Here is a 14,949-nt window from a genome sequence, read left to right as displayed (position 1 = left end):
TCAGGAACGCGCCAGCCTGATGCCGCTGAACTGCCAGCGCGCGGTGGCAGGAAAAAAGTTGCGATAGCTCAGGCGCGCGTGGCCATCCGGCGTCGCCGCCGAAGAACCGCGCAATACGTACTGATTGACCATGAACTTGCCGTTGTACTCGCCGACGGCGCCGGGCAAGGCGACGTAGCCGGGATAAGGCGCATAGCTGCTGGTGGTCCACTGCCAGGCGACGCCGAAATAATCCTCGCCTTGCGCCGCGGCCGCGGCCTCCCATTCCGCTTCGGTCGGCAAACGGGCGCCGGCCCAGCGCGCGTAGGCTTCCGCTTCGAAAAAGGAGAGATGGGTGACCGCCTCGTGCATGGCCAGCGGGTGCAAGCCATGCAAGGTGAATTCGCGCCAGGCTGAATCGAATTGCGCCTGCGCCTGGTGCCAGTACAGCGGCCGCGTGATTTTCTGCTGCACCACCCAGTCCCAGCCGGCCGCCAGCCACAGCAAGGGATTGCTGTAGCCGCCATCTTCAACGAACGCCAGGTACTCGCCATTGCTGACCAGCCGCGATGCCATGCAAAACGGCTCGACAAACTGGCGGTGCCGCGGCGTTTCATTATCGAAGAAAAATCCCTGCCCATCGTGCCCGACTTCCACGATGCCGGCTGCGAACGGCTGCCACTGCATCGCACGCGCGCCGGCCTGCCCTTGTCCTGCATCGGCCGTGGCATCAGACCCAAGGTAAGGCGGCAGCAAGGGATTCATCGACAGCAAATGCTTGATATCGGTGAGCAGCAGTTCCTGATGCTGCTGCTCGTGCTGCAAACCCAGCTCGACCAGCATCGCCAGTTCGCGGGCGACGTCCGGCGCCTGTGCTTGCGCCAGCAGCGCCAGCAGGCGCTGATCGACGTTCTGCCGGTAGGCCAGCACTTCCGCCAGCTCCGGCCGCGTCATCAGGCCGCGCTGGGCGCGCGGATGCTGTTCGCCGACGCCTTCGTAATAGGAATTGAACAGCACCCGGAAGGCCGGATGGAAGGGCTGGAAACAGGCCTCGAACCGTTCCAGGATGAAGGTCTCGAAAAACCAGGTGGTGTGCGCCAGATGCCATTTGGCGGGGCTGGCGTCCGGCATCGATTGCACGCAGCAATCTTCCGCCGACAGGGGCTGCACCAGCTGGCAGCTTTGCGCGCGCACGCGCGCGAAGGCTTCAGCCAAGTGATGCGTCGCCTGGCCGGCAGGCGCGGGAGCCAGCCTGTGTCTTGTCGCCGTATCCATCGTAGTCCCGTTCAGTAGTTCGTTTTCTTATGACGCTCAAGCGATGCGGGCGTGGCAGACCATGAACCAGTTGCGCTCATCGCTCCAGGTCTGGACCTTGCCGAAACCGGCTTGCTGCAGCAGGTCGATGAATCCCTGCTCAGTATATTTGTAGCTGCTTTCGGTATGGATGCTTTCACCCTTGGCAAAGCGCCGCATGCCGCCGTCCTGCCAATGGACGGTGAGATCCCGGCGCGCTTCCAGATGCATTTCTATGCGGTGCTGGCCCTCATTGTAAAAAGCCCGATGGCGCCATTGCTGCGGCTGGAAATCTGCCGCCAGCAAGCGGTTCACATGGTTCAGCAGGTTCAGGTTGAAGGCCGCGGTGACGCCCAGCGCATCGTCGTAGGCAGCGTCCAGTATCGGCTTGTCCTTGACCAGGTCGACGCCGATCAGCAGGCCGCCGTCGCTGCCGTTGATCGCCTTGCGGATGCGGTGCAAGAACTTCAGGGACTCCAGCGGCGCAAAATTGCCGATCGAGGAGCCTGGATAGAAAAACTGGCGGCGCGGCGCTCCCAGCGTAGCCGGCAGCTCCAGTTCGGAGGAAAAATCCATGCCCAGGCAAGTCATCTTGATCTTCGGGAACTGCTGCCGTAAAGCGTCTACCGCTTCCCGCAGGAATTTTTCCGAGATATCGATCGCCACATACTGCTTCGGCCGCAGGCTGGGAAACAGGCGCGCCGCCTTGCTGCAATTGCCGGCGCCGAGGTCGATCAGGGTCGCCTCGGGGCCGAGCGCTGCCGCGATCGCGCCGGCGTGCTGTTCGAAGATCGCCGCTTCGGTACGGGTCGGATAGTATTCTGGCAGCTCGCAGATCGCGGCAAACAGGCGCGAGCCGAGCACATCGTATAGATATTTGGGAGAGACGTGGGCATAAGGCGCCAGCAGGCCGGCTACCAGCTGATCTTGAACCTCGTCTTGCGCTACGCAGTTTTCCGGATGCGCCGGTTGCTGCAGTTGAGCCAAAGGATTCTCCTGAGGTAGCTATCAGTGGAACGACACATTTAGTTGCTTGTTCAGCTACAAAAACTCATCTTCTCCGTAGCGAGATCCTGCGCTATCGCGCAACATCCACTACACTAGGGCCTTCGTGCCTAGGCCTGTAATGCAGGCCGCGCGTTCGCACTCCCAACACAGTGCTAATAGGCCCTGGCAAACTGCCAGGCAATGCAGTAAGTATATCGATAATCCGTAATTGGTTGAAGTTCCCTTTGAATAGATGGCAAAGCGCGATCGCTCTCTTAATGGATGGCAATATGCATCCACGACGCGCCCTGCCATTGCAGCTTGATACAGATGCAGGCAAACCGCAGGGCCAGGTCCAACGGCGGCCCACATAGAATCCAACATGACAACCATAACTTCCAAAGAACCTCAAAAACGCAGTCTGGGCACACTCGTCGGCTTATTCCCTTTCCTGGCTCCCTACAAACGCCAGTTTGCCATGGCCAGCATCGCGCTGCTGGTGGCGGCCGGCGCCACCCTGGCGATTCCGTATGCGTTCCGGCAGATGATCGACCTCGGCTTCAGCACCGGCGGCATCCAGGGCGCCAATCACATCGACCTGTACTTCCTGGCGCTGTTCGGCGTCGCCTGCGTGCTGGGCGTGGCGACGGCTGCGCGCTTCTACATGGTGTCCTGGCTTGGCGAGAGAGTCACGGCCGACCTGCGCAGCGCGGTGTATTCGCATGTGGTGACGCAGAGCCCGCAGTTCTTTGAAACCACCAAGACCGGCGAAGTGCTGTCGCGCATCACCACCGACACTACGCTGATCCAGGCGCTGGTCGGCACCAGCATCTCGATGGCGCTGCGCAATGCCTTGCTGTTTGCCGGCGGCATGGTCATGCTGTTCATTACCAGCGTCAAGCTGAGCGCGATCATCCTGGTCATGCTGGCGCTGGTGGTGCTGCCCATCGTCTGGTACGGCCGGCGCGTGCGCAAGCTGTCGCGCGATTCGCAGGACCGGGTGGCCGACGCTTCGGCCATGGCCGGCGAAATCCTCAACGCCATGCCGACCGTGCAAGCCTTCACCCATGAAACCATCGAGGCGCAGCGCTTCGACATCTCCATCGAAAACGCCTTCAGCACCGCAATGGAACGGATACGCGCGCGTTCGCTGCTGACCATGATGGCGATCCTGCTGGTGTTCGGCGCCATCGTGTTCGTGCTGTGGCTGGGCGCACACGCCGTGGTCCAGGGCCGCATGACAGGCGGCGAGCTGGGCCAGTTCATCTTGTATGCCGCCCTGCTGGCCGGTTCCATCGGCGCCTTGGCGGAAGTAATGGGCGACGCCCAGCGCGCCGCCGGCGCCACCGAACGCCTGCTGGAACTGCTGGCGGCGCAGTCGCCGGTGCAATCGGTGCTGCTGCCGGACACGCTGCCGCCGCGCACCGCGCAAGGCGCTGCGCTGACGCTGGAAAACATCGGTTTCCGCTATCCTTCACGGCCCGAGAGTGCCGCCCTGCATGGCCTGTCGCTGGATATCAAGCCCGGTGAAACGGTGGCCGTGGTCGGCCCTTCCGGCGCAGGCAAGACCACCCTGTTCCAGCTGCTGCTGCGCTTCTACGATCCGCAGCAAGGCAGCATCAAGCTCGACGGCGTCGACATCAAGTATCTCGACCTGCATACCTTGCGCAACGCCATCGGCATCGTGCCGCAGGACACCATCATCTTCTCCGCCAACGCGATGGAAAACATCCGCTACGGCCGCGTCGGCGCCAGCGATGCCGAAGTGATCGCCGCCGCCAAGATGGCGGCCGCCCACGAATTCATCGAACGCCTGCCGGAAGGCTATCAAGCCTTCCTCGGCGAGCGCGGCGTGCGCCTGTCCGGCGGCCAGCGCCAGCGCATCGCGATTGCGCGCGCCCTGCTGAAGAATCCGCCGCTGCTGCTGCTGGACGAAGCCACCAGCGCGCTCGACGCTGAATCCGAACGCGCCGTGCAAGGCGCGCTGGAAGCAGCGATGGTCGGCCGCACCACGCTGGTGATCGCGCATCGCCTGGCGACCGTGCAGCGGGCCGACCGCATCATCGTGCTGGAACACGGCCACGTGGTCGAAACCGGCAGCCATGCCGAGCTGGTGGCGCACAACGGCTTGTACGCCAGCCTGGCGGCGCTGCAGTTCAATATCGTGAACGAGGCCTGAGCCGGTCGAAGCCAGGCCGGACCAAACTTGCTGTAACCAACCGACAGGAAAAGAATATGAGCATCTTGTTTTCTCCATTGAAGCTGCGCGGCGTGACCCTGGCCAACCGCATTGCGGTGGCGCCCATGTGCCAGTATTCGGCCGAGGACGGCTTCGCCAACGACTGGCACCTGGTGCACCTGGGCAGCCGCGCGGTCGGCGGCGCCGGCCTGATCATCTTCGAAGCCAGCGCGGTGCTGCCGCAAGGCCGCATCTCGCCGCAGGATCTGGGGATCTGGAAAGACGAACATATCGCGCCGCTGAGCCGCATCACCCGCTTTATCGAGCAACAGGGCGTAGTGGCCGGCATCCAGCTGGCCCACGCCGGCCGCAAGGCCAGCGTCTGGCGTCCGTGGGAAGAACAGCAAGGCCGGGTCGAGCCGGAACAAGGCGGCTGGCATACCGACGGCCCGTCTGCGCTTGCCTTCGACTCTAGCTATACCACGCCGAGAGCGCTCAGCATCGACGGCATCAAGGGCGTGATTCAGGCCTTTGCCGATGCCGCGGTGCGCGCCCGCAAGGCCGGTTTCAAGCTGGTGGAAATCCACGCCGCGCACGGCTATCTGCTGCACCAGTTCCTGTCGCCGATCAGCAATCAGCGTACCGACCAGTATGGCGGCTCGTTTGAAAACCGCGTACGGCTGGTGCTGGAAGTGGTGGCCGCGGTGCGCCAGGTCTGGCCGCAGGATTTGCCGCTGCTGGTGCGGCTGTCAGCCACCGACTGGATTGAAGGCGGCTGGAATGCCGATGAAACCGTCGCCTTGAGCCGGCTGTTGCGCGAGGCTGAAGTCGACCTGGTGGATGTCTCCAGCGGCGGCAACATCGCCAGCGCCAGCATTCCGGTCGGCCCGGGCTACCAGACCAAGTTTGCGGCGCGGGTCAAGCACGAAGCGGGCATCGCCAGCGGCACGGTCGGCATGATTACCGATCCCGGCCAGGCCGAACACATCCTGCGCACCGAGCAGGCCGACCTGGTGCTGATGGCGCGCGAACTGCTGCGCGACCCTTACTGGCCGCTGCATGCGGCCGATGCGCTGCACGACGTCACTTCGTGGGCGCCGCAATACATGCGCGCAACTTCGCGCAAATCGCCGCAGCGGCCGAATGTGGATTACAGCGAAAAGTAGAGCAGGAACGGTGTGAAAAACGGTGCGGCGGATGATTACGGGATCTGCTGCATCGACTGCTTGGCCGGCGCCTTGCCGAGGCCGGCCGCCACTTCGGCGATCAGGCGCCGCAGCCAGACCACGTCCGGCGCCACATGCGAACGCGCATGCCACAGCATGTAGAAACGCATCTTCGGCATGTCGAACGGCAGGGTGAACATGCCGATCGGCCAGTCTTCGATGATATGCTCGGCGAACTGCCGACCGGTGGTGAAAATCAGGTCGGATTTCGACAGCACGTGCGGCACCAGCGCGAAATACGGGATCGTCACCTGCACGTTGCGCTTCAAGCCTTGCTCGGCCAGCGCCGCGTCGATGCCGCTGCGGTGCCCTTCTATATACGGCGTCGGCGCCAGGTGCGGCATCTCCAGATAATACTTCAGGGTCAGGCCTTTCTTCGCCACCGGATGGTCGCGGTGCATCATGCACACCACGTCGTCGTCGAACAGTTGCGCCAGGTGCAGATGCTCGGGCGGGTCCGGCCAGTTGCCGATCACCATGTCGAAGCGGCCGGTTTCCAGCGCGCTGGCGTAATCCAGGTTGGCGTCCAGCGCGTGCACCATCAGGCTGGCGCCCGGCGCGCGTTTGCGCAGCTGCTCGATGATCGATGGGATCAGCAGCATGTTCAGGTAATCCGGCGTGCCGATGTGGAATACGCGCGAGGTGCTGTCCGCTTCAAAGGCCGCCACCGGCGCCGCGATTTTTTCAATCACTTCCAGGCCCTGCTTGGCCAGCGCTAGCAGCTCCTGCCCGCGTTCGGTCGGCACCATGCCGGTCTTGCCGCGCACCAGGATCGCATCGCCGGTCAGCTCGCGCAAACGCTTGAGCGTATTGCTGATGGTCGGCTGCGACTGCCCCAGCTTGATGGCGGTGCGCGAGACACTTTTTTCCACCAGCAAGGTGTGCAGCACACGCAGCAGGTAGGTATCAAGATGGTGGTTGGTACGGGATGTCATGGGCGCCGCTAAAAAAGGTGGGGAACTGTCAACTTTCGGATAGATATGAAAATTGCATAATCAACCCCACCAGCATAACGGATATGCGTAAACATGAATAGTCGCCGGTAAAGCATGACTGGATAACGCTGAAGTATCGAATCAACCCGATTCTGTCGAAATTTGATTAAAATTTGTCAGTTTTGACCTTGTTAGACGACCGGTCTAATTTTGATGTAGAATCGATCCATCATGCGAACCACTTACGACACCACCAAGCGTCACATCCTCGACGCAGGACAAAAAATCATTGCAGTCAAAGGCTTCTCCGGAGTCGGGCTGAGCGAGATCCTGAGCGCGGCGGCGATACCCAAGGGCTCCTTCTACCACTACTTCGGCTCGAAAGAACAGTACGGCCGGGCGCTGATGGAACAATACGTGGAAGACTACCTGCAGGCGCTCGACCAGGTCTTGCAAATCGGCGCCCGCCAGCCTGCCGCCGAACCGGCGCGCGAACGCTTGCTGCGCTACTGGAGCAACTGGCGCGAGACCCAGGCCGGCGGCGAAGCCATGGACAAGTGCCTGGTGGTCAAGCTCAGCGCTGAAGTGGCCGATCTGTCGGACGAGATGCGGCTGGTCTTGTGCGCAGGCACCCAGCAGGTGATGGCGCGGCTGGCCGACTGCATCGCGGAAGGCATCGCCGACAGTTCCCTGCAGGTCGGCCTGGAGCCGCAGAAAACCGCGCAGATGCTCTATCAGCTTTGGCTGGGTGCAAGCCTGCTGGCCAAACTCCAGCGCGACCGCAGCCCGCTCGAAAACGCCATGGAAATCACCTTGAGCGTCCTGGCCTCGCCCTGACCAAACCGCACATCGCTACGCGCGCTTGCGTATCTGCCGTTACTTGCAAGCGCATTTATTTTTTTGCCGCCCGACTCGTCGAGCGGCCTACTTGCCAAAGGAAATCCCATGCTCAATTTTGAATTTTACAACCCAACCAAAATCGTCTTCGGCCGCGACACCATCGCCAAGCTGTCCCAGCTGGTGCCGGCCAAGGCCCGCGTGCTGATCCTGTACGGCGGCGCCAGCGCCCAGAAAACCGGCACCCTGGCCGAAGTCAAGGCAGCGCTCGGCGAGCGTGAAGTCCATGAGTTCGCCGGCATCGAACCGAATCCGAGTTATGAAACGCTGATGCAGGCGGTCGAGCAGGTACGCGCGCAAAAGATCGACTTCCTGCTGGCGGTAGGCGGCGGCTCGGTCATCGACGGCACCAAGTTTGTCGCCGCCGCTGCGCATTTCGAAGGTGAAGCCTGGGATATCGCCGTCAAGCGCGGCGCCAACATCACCAGCGCCCTGCCCTTCGGCAGCGTGCTGACCTTGCCGGCCACCGGGTCGGAAATGAACAATGGCGGCGTCGTCACCCGCAAATCGATACAGGCCAAGCTGGCCTTCCACAGCCCGCTGGTGTTTCCGCAATTTTCGATTCTCGACCCGAGCAAGACCTTCACCCTGCCGCCGCGCCAGATCGCCAACGGCGTGGTCGACGCTTTCGTGCACACCGTCGAGCAGTACCTGACCTATCCGGTGCAAGGCCAGGTGCAAGACCGTTTCGCCGAAGGCTTGCTGCTGAGCCTGATCGAAACCGGGCCTAAGGTGCTGGCCGAGCCGAACGACTACGATGCCCGCGCCAACCTGATGTGGGTGGCGACACTGGCGCTCAACGGCCTGATCGGCGCCGGCGTGCCGCAAGACTGGGCTACCCATATGCTCGGCCACGAATTGACCGCGCAATACGATATCGACCATGCCCGCACCCTGGCCATCGTCCTGCCTTCCCTGCTGACGGTGCGCCGTCATAGCAAGCATGCCAAACTGCTGCAATACGCCGAACGCGTCTGGCAGATTACCGAAGGCAGCGAAGATGCCCGCATCGACCTCGCCATCGAACGCACGCGCGACTTCTTTGAAAGCATGGGCATCAAGACCCGCTTGTCGGACTATGAGCTGGGCCAGGCTGCGGTCGAAACAGTGCTGCTGCAACTCGAACAGCACGGCATGACCAGGCTCGGCGAACACCAGGACCACACACTCGCAGTCAGCCGCAAGATTCTCGAAGCGGCGCTGTGAGATTGACGCTAAGGGCCCGTTAGGGAATAAGTTGGGCATTTGGGTGGCCGTAGCTGGATGCGATGCAAGGCGCACGACGCGCCGTAGTGCGAGCACTGCAAGCGGTGGGCAACGCCGCAGCGCGCCAGCTACGGCCGTCCAAATGTTCAACTTGTTTCCTGACGGGGCCTAAACTGATTCTGCACGCGCCGGCAAAACAGCGCCGGCATTCATTCCACCCAAGGAGTAGCGAACATGTCACAAAGCAAAACCGTCAACCGCCGCATCCTGCTGGCCTCGCGCCCGCATGGCGCACCGACTGCCGAGAATTTCAAGCTGGATCAAAGCCCTGTGCCGGCACCCGCCGCGGGCCAGGTATTGCTGCGCACCGTCTATCTCTCGCTCGATCCGTATATGCGCGGCCGCATGAGCGATGCGCCTTCCTATGCCGCGCCGGTGGAAGTCGGCCAGGTAATGGTCGGCGGCACGGTGGCACGGGTCGAAGCCTCGGAAAACCCTGCCTACAAGGCTGGCGACCTCGTGCTGAGCTACAGCGGCTGGCAAGACTATGCGCTGTCTGACGGCAAAGACCTGACCAAGCTGGACCCTAAGCTGGGCAAGCCGTCCTATGCGCTGGGGCTGCTTGGCATGCCCGGCTTCACTGCCTACATGGGCCTGCTCGACATCGGCCAGCCGAAAGCCGGCGAGACCGTGGTCGTGGCCGCCGCCACCGGCGCGGTCGGTTCGCTGGTTGGGCAAATCGCCAAGCTCAAGGGTTGCCGCGTGGTCGGTATCGCCGGCGGCGCCGACAAGTGCACGTATGCAGTGCAAGAACTGGGTTTTGACGCTTGCATAGACCACCGCGCCGCCGATTTCCCGCAACAGCTAGCTGCTGCCTGCGATAAAGGTATCGACGTTTATTTTGAAAACGTCGGCGGCGCAGTCTTCAGCGCCGTGCTGCCGTTGCTGAACCTGCACGCCCGGGTGCCGGTATGCGGCCTGATCGCCAACTATAACGCCACCGGCAAACCACAAGGACCGGACCACCTGCCGGGACTGATGGGCAGCCTGCTGGTACGCCGCATCAAGATGCAAGGCTTCATCATCTTTGACTACCAGCCGCGCTACATGGAATTTTTCAAAGAGATGGGCGGCTGGGTCGCCGCCGGCAAGATCAAGTACCGGGAAGATGTCGTAGATGGGCTGGAGAATGCATCGCAAGCCTTCATCGGCCTGCTGGAAGGCAAGAACTTCGGCAAGCTGGTGATACGCGCCGGCGACGAATAAATTTCCCGGCTAACGCCACATTCAAAGGAATGCACATGAACATATTAATGGTACTGACCTCGCACGACAAACTGGGCGACACCGGCAAGAAGACCGGCTTCTGGCTGGAAGAATTCGCTGCTCCCTACTACGCTTTCCTGGACGCCGGCGCCAAGCTGACCCTAGCCTCGCCACACGGCGGCCAGCCGCCGCTGGATCCGAAAAGCGACGAACCGGACGCACAGACCGAGGCCACCAAACGCTTCCGCAAGGACAGTGCAGCGCAGGCTGCTCTGGCTTCGACCATCAAGCTGGCGACGGCTCAAGCGAAAGATTATGACGCTGTGTTTTACCCAGGCGGCCACGGTCCTTTGTGGGACCTAGCGGAAGACAAGGATTCGATCGCGCTGATCGAAACCATGTACGCCGCCGACAAGCCAGTCTCCGCGGTCTGCCATGCGCCAGGCGTGCTGCGTCACGTGCGCGCCGCGGACGGTACACCGCTGGTCAAAGGGAAAAAGGTTACCGGCTTTTCGGATAGCGAAGAAGCCGCGGTGCAATTGACCGATATCGTGCCCTTCCTGGTGGAAGCCGAGCTGAAACGCCTGGGCGGCGATTACAGCAAGGGAGCGGACTGGGGAAGTTATGCTGTGGCTGATGGGAATCTGATCACTGGCCAGAATCCGGCTTCTTCGGTGGCGGTGGCGGAGCTGGTGTTGAAAATGCTGGCTTAAGGTTGGTTGCTGCAGGCAAGGTATCGATCACGATCTGATGTACTCCGTGGTCCGTCAAATGGGGGCAGAGTCTGACCCCATTTGACTACTACAGCGATTAATTACGGTTATTTGGTGCCGAATATGCGGTCGCCGGCGTCGCCCAGGCCTGGCACGATGTAGGCGTGCGCATCCAGATGCGAATCCAGGCTCGCCACATACAGCTTGACGCCAGGATGCGCATCCTGGAACACCTGCACCCCCTCAGGCGCCGCCACCAGCGCCAGGAAAATGATCTGGTCATCGCTGACGCCGCGTTTCTTCAGCACATCCACCGCATGCACCGCCGAATTGCCGGTCGCCACCATCGGATCGCAGACGATGAAGATGCGCTCCGCCAGATCCGGCAAACGCACCAGATACTCCACCGGCTGATGCGTATCCGGATCGCGGTACACCCCGATATGCCCCACCCGCGCCGACGGCACCAGGTCCAGCAAACCGTCGCTCATGCCTATCCCCGCCCGCAGCACCGGCACCACCGCCAGCTTGCGCCCGGCAATCACCGGCGCCTCCATGCTCTGCATCGGCGTCTCGATCAGCTGCGTGGTCAGTGGCAGGTCGCGCGTGATTTCATAACCCATCAACAAGGTGATTTCCCGCAGCAGCTGGCGGAAGGTGCGGGTCGAGGTTTCCTTGCTGCGCATATGCGTCAGCTTGTGCTGGATCAGCGGATGGTTCAGGATGAAGAGATTGGGGAAACGTGGGTCGCTGAGCATGATAAGTAAGATAAACGAATAAGGAAAAATAAGGGCCGGCCGTATACAAAAAAAGGAGAGATTTCTCTCCCCTCTGTGTTCAGTAGTTATTCTGCGGCTGGCTCGGTTTTGGGTATCAGCAGATCAAGTATCTGTTCAAGCTCGTGACGCACCTCGACCAGATTCACCTCGTTCTGCTTGGCTTCGGCTGCCTGCTCAGCTTCCGCGGCTGCGCCCAGGCGGCCGTCGAGCTTGTTGCGGGCGCCGCTGATGGTGAAGCCATGCTCGTACAGCAGCTCGCGGATGCGACGGATCAGCAGCACTTCGTGATGCTGGTAATAACGGCGGTTGCCGCGCCGCTTGACCGGCTTCAGCTGGGTGAATTCCTGTTCCCAATAGCGCAGCACATGCGGCTTGACGCCGCACAGGTCGCTCACTTCGCCGATGGTGAAATAACGCTTGGCCGGAATCGGCGGCAATACGACAAGCTCGGATTTACTAATGCGATCGTTCATGAATTAGCTGGAAGAGCGGCGGCAAACTGTTGGATAGGCTGGATGGGTTGCAGGCTTGCGGCTTCAACCATGCCCTTGAGTTTCTGACTGGCGTGGAAAGTCACCACGCGGCGCGCAGTGATAGGAATCTCTTCCCCGGTTTTCGGATTGCGTCCCGGACGCTGCGGCTTATCGCGCAGTTGGAAATTGCCGAAGCCGGACAACTTCACCGACTCGCCACGCTCCAGCGCATCGCGGATTTCATCGAAAAACGTTTCGACCATGTCTTTGGCTTCACGCTTGTTGAGGCCAACCTGTTCAAACAAAAGTTCAGCCAGCTCCGCCTTGGTCAGTGTCGGCAAATTCTTTTCTGCCTGCGAGCGGGCTTGCGCTTCACGCATCGCCCGGTTCAGATCGGCGTCCAGAACGGATTCAAATTCTACTGTCTGCATATTGTTCATTCTGTTGTTACGCCCCTGTCTTCTGGATTGCTGCCGCCGGCGCCACGCGTGCTTCTACAAACGCGTGCATCCGGCTTTTTTTGCTGCAGGTTTTATCATTAGATTACGCTCTCTGAGGGCAAATCAGGCGCGTAATCTTGCTGTTGGCACCTTGTTGACAGCAGCGATCAAAGCAGCCATGGCGGCTTCTACGGTGTCATCTTGGAGGGTGTTTTCAGTATCTTGCAAGGTAAAACGGAAAGCAAGACTTTTTTCGTCATTTTCCAGTCCTTTGCCATGATATTCATCAAATAAAACAATGGCTTGCAGAATCCGGCATGCTGGATTTTCTTGCTGCTCAGCAGCAAAAACGTCCAGTAAATCCTGCGCATAAACCGCTTGTTTCACCACCACTGCAAGATCGCGCACCACCGCCGGGAATTTCGAAATTTCGACGTAGGCCGGCACTTGCCGTTGCTGCAACGCCAAGCCATCGACTTCGAACACAACCGGCGCCAAAGGCAGCTCATATTTCTGTTGCAGGCGCGGATGCAGTTCGCCGATGAAACCGACAACTTTATCGCCCAGCAGCACTTGCGCCGAACGGCCGGGATGCAGCGCCGGATGTTCGAGTTTGGCGAAACGCAAAACCACAGGCGCAAACAGGGCTTCCAGATCGGCCTTGACGTCGAAGAAATCGACGGTGCGGCTGGCCTGGCCCCATTGCTCGTCCGCTTGCGGGCCGTAAGCCAGGGCGGCGACCCGCTTCGGCTGCGCGTAGCCGGCTACCGCCAGCGGGCCGTTCTCGACTTGCTGGTCACGCATGTAGACCGCGCCGGTTTCAAAAATCCGCACCCGGTTCAGCTTGCGGTTCAGATTGTATTTGACGTTGGCGATCAGGCTTCCGATCAAGGTCGAACGCATCACGCCCATCTGGCTGGCGATCGGATTGAGCACCTTGATCGGCGCCAGGTTGCCGGCGAAATCGGCTTCCCAGGCTGCTTCGACGAAGCTGAAGTTGATCACTTCCTGGTAATCCAGGTCGGCCAGCTGCCGTCGCGTGGTAAACAGCGAGCGCTGGTTTTCCGGCGCGATGTACATGGCGTTCGGCGCGACCGGCGGCAAGGCCGGGATATTTTCAAAGCCGTAGACGCGGGCGATTTCCTCGATCAGGTCTTCCTCGATCTCGATATCGAAACGGTAGGACGGCGGCGTCACCGAAAACACACCGTTCTCTTGCGTGAACGCCAGGCCCAGGCGAGTGAAGATGTCGGCGATCTGGCTATCCGACAAAGGCACGCCGATGACGCGGATCGCGCGCGCGGTGCGCACTTTAACCGGATCGCGTTTAGGCAGATTGACGCTTTGATCGTCGATCGGGCCGATCTGGGTCGCAGACGTGCCGCAGATTTCGACCAGCAAGGCGGTGATGCGCTCGATATGCTCGACAGTGGTGGCAAAATCGACGCCGCGCTCGAAGCGATGGCCGGCATCGGTCGAGAAATTGAAGCGGCGGGCACGGCCCTGAATCGCTTGCGGCCACCAGAAAGCAGCTTCCAGATAGATGTTTTGCGTTTCCAGCGAGACCGCCGTGGCGTCGCCGCCCATGATGCCCGCCAGCGATTCGATTTGCCGGTCGTCGGCGATCACGCCGATCCAATCGTCCACGCTGACGGTATTACCGTTCAACAGCTTGAGCGATTCGCCTGCCTTGCCCCAGCGGACATCGAGGCCGCCGTGGATCTTGTCGAGGTCGAACACGTGCGTCGGACGGCCCAGCTCCAGCATCACGTAATTGGAGATGTCCACCAGCGCCGAGATCGGGCGCTGGCCGCTGCGCTCCAGGCGCTGCTTCATCCATTGCGGCGTCGGCGCCTTGGCATTGAGGCCGCGGATCACGCGGCCGGAGAAACGACCGCACAGATCCGGCGCCGAAATCTTGACCGGCAGCGTTTCAGTCATGTTGGCGCTGACAGCCTTGAACACCGGCTGCTTCAGCGGGGTGTCGGTCAGAGCCGACACTTCACGCGCCACGCCCAGCACCGACAGGCAATCCGCCTTGTTCGGCGTCAGCTTGATGGTGAACTTGAGGTCGTTCAGTTCGAAGTAATCGCGGAAATTCTGGCCGACCGGCGCATCGTCCGGCAGTTCCAGCAAGCCGCCGTGGTCTTCCGACAGCTTCAGTTCACGCGCCGAACACAGCATGCCTTGCGACTCGACGCCGCGCAACTGGCCCAGCTTGATCTCGAACGGCTTGCCGTCCGCGCCCGGCGGCAGGATGGCGCCGACCATGGCGCACGGCACCTTGAGGCCAGGGCGCACATTCGGCGCGCCGCACACGATATTGAGCATGGTGCCGGTGCCGACATCGACCTGACAGACATTCAGGCGGTCGGCATTCGGATGCTTGGCGGTCTCGACCACCAGGCCCACCACGATATTGGTAAAGGGCGGCGCGACCGGCTCGACCTCTTCCACTTCGAGACCGGACATGGTCAGCAGATGGGACAATTCGTCCGAAGTCATCTTCGGATCGACCATGGAACGCAGCCAGCTTTCAGAGAATTGCATAGGTAAAACCTTCAAAAACCTTTAGT

Annotated in this window: 13 protein-coding genes; 6 read left to right on the top strand and 7 right to left on the bottom strand. The window is 61.1% G+C overall.

Annotated features, from left to right (window positions below; all coding sequences use genetic code 11):
* Positions 1-1,254 (bottom strand): ergothioneine biosynthesis protein EgtB, encoded by a 1,254-nt coding sequence (gene egtB / locus AC07V8_RS01195; protein WP_494677024.1) that lies wholly within the window; start codon positions 1,252-1,254, stop codon positions 1-3.
* 36 nt (positions 1,255-1,290) lie between these two features.
* Entirely contained in the window at positions 1,291-2,259 is a 969-nt protein-coding gene (egtD, locus tag AC07V8_RS01190; protein WP_494677025.1) for an L-histidine N(alpha)-methyltransferase, read from the bottom strand.
* Positions 2,260-2,641: 382 nt separating this feature from the next.
* On the opposite strand from egtD, the gene AC07V8_RS01185 reads away from it, so the two are divergent.
* Both AC07V8_RS01185 and AC07V8_RS01180 read left to right on the top strand, forming a co-directional pair.
* Positions 2,642-4,438: an ABC transporter transmembrane domain-containing protein gene (locus AC07V8_RS01185; protein WP_494677026.1), complete on the top strand. Its 1,797-nt coding sequence runs from the start codon at positions 2,642-2,644 to the stop codon at positions 4,436-4,438.
* A gap of 56 nt (positions 4,439-4,494) precedes the next feature.
* Positions 4,495-5,604 (top strand): NADH:flavin oxidoreductase/NADH oxidase, encoded by a 1,110-nt coding sequence (locus AC07V8_RS01180; RefSeq protein WP_494677027.1) that lies wholly within the window; start codon positions 4,495-4,497, stop codon positions 5,602-5,604.
* Between the two features lie 35 nt (positions 5,605-5,639).
* Here AC07V8_RS01180 and AC07V8_RS01175 read toward each other — a convergent pair whose 3' ends face one another.
* Positions 5,640-6,599 carry a LysR family transcriptional regulator gene (locus AC07V8_RS01175; RefSeq protein ID WP_494677028.1) on the bottom strand — a complete coding sequence of 320 codons (960 nt, stop codon included), beginning with the start codon at positions 6,597-6,599 and terminating at the stop codon, positions 5,640-5,642.
* Positions 6,600-6,830: 231 nt separating this feature from the next.
* On the opposite strand from AC07V8_RS01175, the gene AC07V8_RS01170 reads away from it, so the two are divergent.
* The 4 genes from AC07V8_RS01170 to AC07V8_RS01155 all read left to right on the top strand — a co-directional run bounded on the left by AC07V8_RS01170 (position 6,831) and on the right by AC07V8_RS01155 (position 10,681).
* Positions 6,831-7,436, top strand: a complete 606-nt coding sequence (locus tag AC07V8_RS01170; RefSeq protein WP_494677029.1) for a TetR/AcrR family transcriptional regulator — start codon at positions 6,831-6,833, stop codon at positions 7,434-7,436.
* Between the two features lie 108 nt (positions 7,437-7,544).
* On the top strand, positions 7,545-8,702 hold the full coding sequence (locus tag AC07V8_RS01165; RefSeq protein ID WP_494677030.1) for an iron-containing alcohol dehydrogenase: 1,158 nt from the start codon (positions 7,545-7,547) through the stop codon (positions 8,700-8,702).
* Between the two features lie 234 nt (positions 8,703-8,936).
* On the top strand, positions 8,937-9,968 hold the full coding sequence (gene curA, locus AC07V8_RS01160; RefSeq protein ID WP_494677031.1) for an NADPH-dependent curcumin/dihydrocurcumin reductase: 1,032 nt from the start codon (positions 8,937-8,939) through the stop codon (positions 9,966-9,968).
* A gap of 35 nt (positions 9,969-10,003) precedes the next feature.
* Positions 10,004-10,681: a type 1 glutamine amidotransferase domain-containing protein gene (locus AC07V8_RS01155; RefSeq protein WP_494677032.1), complete on the top strand. Its 678-nt coding sequence runs from the start codon at positions 10,004-10,006 to the stop codon at positions 10,679-10,681.
* A 107-nt stretch (positions 10,682-10,788) separates the two neighbouring features.
* Here the strand turns inward: AC07V8_RS01155 and upp are convergent, their stop codons facing one another.
* From upp to pheT, 4 genes are all read right to left on the bottom strand, one after another.
* Positions 10,789-11,439: a uracil phosphoribosyltransferase gene (gene upp / locus AC07V8_RS01150; protein ID WP_494677033.1), complete on the bottom strand. Its 651-nt coding sequence runs from the start codon at positions 11,437-11,439 to the stop codon at positions 10,789-10,791.
* 86 nt (positions 11,440-11,525) lie between these two features.
* The gene (locus AC07V8_RS01145; RefSeq protein ID WP_494677034.1) at positions 11,526-11,933 is read right to left on the bottom strand and encodes a MerR family transcriptional regulator; all 408 of its coding nucleotides are present in this window, start codon (positions 11,931-11,933) and stop codon (positions 11,526-11,528) included.
* A complete protein-coding gene (locus AC07V8_RS01140; protein ID WP_014005494.1) occupies positions 11,930-12,373 on the bottom strand; it encodes an integration host factor subunit alpha in 444 nt (147 codons plus the stop codon). The genes AC07V8_RS01145 and AC07V8_RS01140 overlap by 4 nt, the downstream gene beginning before the upstream one ends.
* A 123-nt stretch (positions 12,374-12,496) precedes the next feature.
* Positions 12,497-14,923, bottom strand: coding sequence for a phenylalanine--tRNA ligase subunit beta (pheT, locus tag AC07V8_RS01135; RefSeq protein ID WP_494677035.1), 2,427 nt, complete (start codon positions 14,921-14,923; stop codon positions 12,497-12,499).
* Positions 14,924-14,949: the final 26 nt, after the last annotated feature.

The organism is Collimonas sp. GW821-FHT02H07 (assembly GCF_059421505.1).
This window is presented reverse-complemented; position numbering and strand designations above follow the sequence as displayed.

Bases quoted from the DNA above. Each gene is read 5' to 3' on its own strand.
- egtB (WP_494677024.1), bottom strand. From the start codon at position 1,254: ATGGATACGGCGACAAGACACAGGCTGGCTCCCGCGCCTGCCGGCCAG.
- AC07V8_RS01185 (WP_494677026.1), top strand. From the start codon at position 2,642: ATGACAACCATAACTTCCAAAGAACCTCAAAAACGCAGTCTGGGCACA.
- AC07V8_RS01180 (WP_494677027.1), top strand. From the start codon at position 4,495: ATGAGCATCTTGTTTTCTCCATTGAAGCTGCGCGGCGTGACCCTGGCC.
- AC07V8_RS01175 (WP_494677028.1), bottom strand. From the start codon at position 6,599: ATGACATCCCGTACCAACCACCATCTTGATACCTACCTGCTGCGTGTG.
- AC07V8_RS01170 (WP_494677029.1), top strand. From the start codon at position 6,831: ATGCGAACCACTTACGACACCACCAAGCGTCACATCCTCGACGCAGGA.
- AC07V8_RS01165 (WP_494677030.1), top strand. From the start codon at position 7,545: ATGCTCAATTTTGAATTTTACAACCCAACCAAAATCGTCTTCGGCCGC.
- curA (WP_494677031.1), top strand. From the start codon at position 8,937: ATGTCACAAAGCAAAACCGTCAACCGCCGCATCCTGCTGGCCTCGCGC.
- AC07V8_RS01155 (WP_494677032.1), top strand. From the start codon at position 10,004: ATGAACATATTAATGGTACTGACCTCGCACGACAAACTGGGCGACACC.
- upp (WP_494677033.1), bottom strand. From the start codon at position 11,439: ATGCTCAGCGACCCACGTTTCCCCAATCTCTTCATCCTGAACCATCCG.
- AC07V8_RS01145 (WP_494677034.1), bottom strand. From the start codon at position 11,933: ATGAACGATCGCATTAGTAAATCCGAGCTTGTCGTATTGCCGCCGATT.
- AC07V8_RS01140 (WP_014005494.1), bottom strand. From the start codon at position 12,373: ATGAACAATATGCAGACAGTAGAATTTGAATCCGTTCTGGACGCCGAT.
- pheT (WP_494677035.1), bottom strand. From the start codon at position 14,923: ATGCAATTCTCTGAAAGCTGGCTGCGTTCCATGGTCGATCCGAAGATG.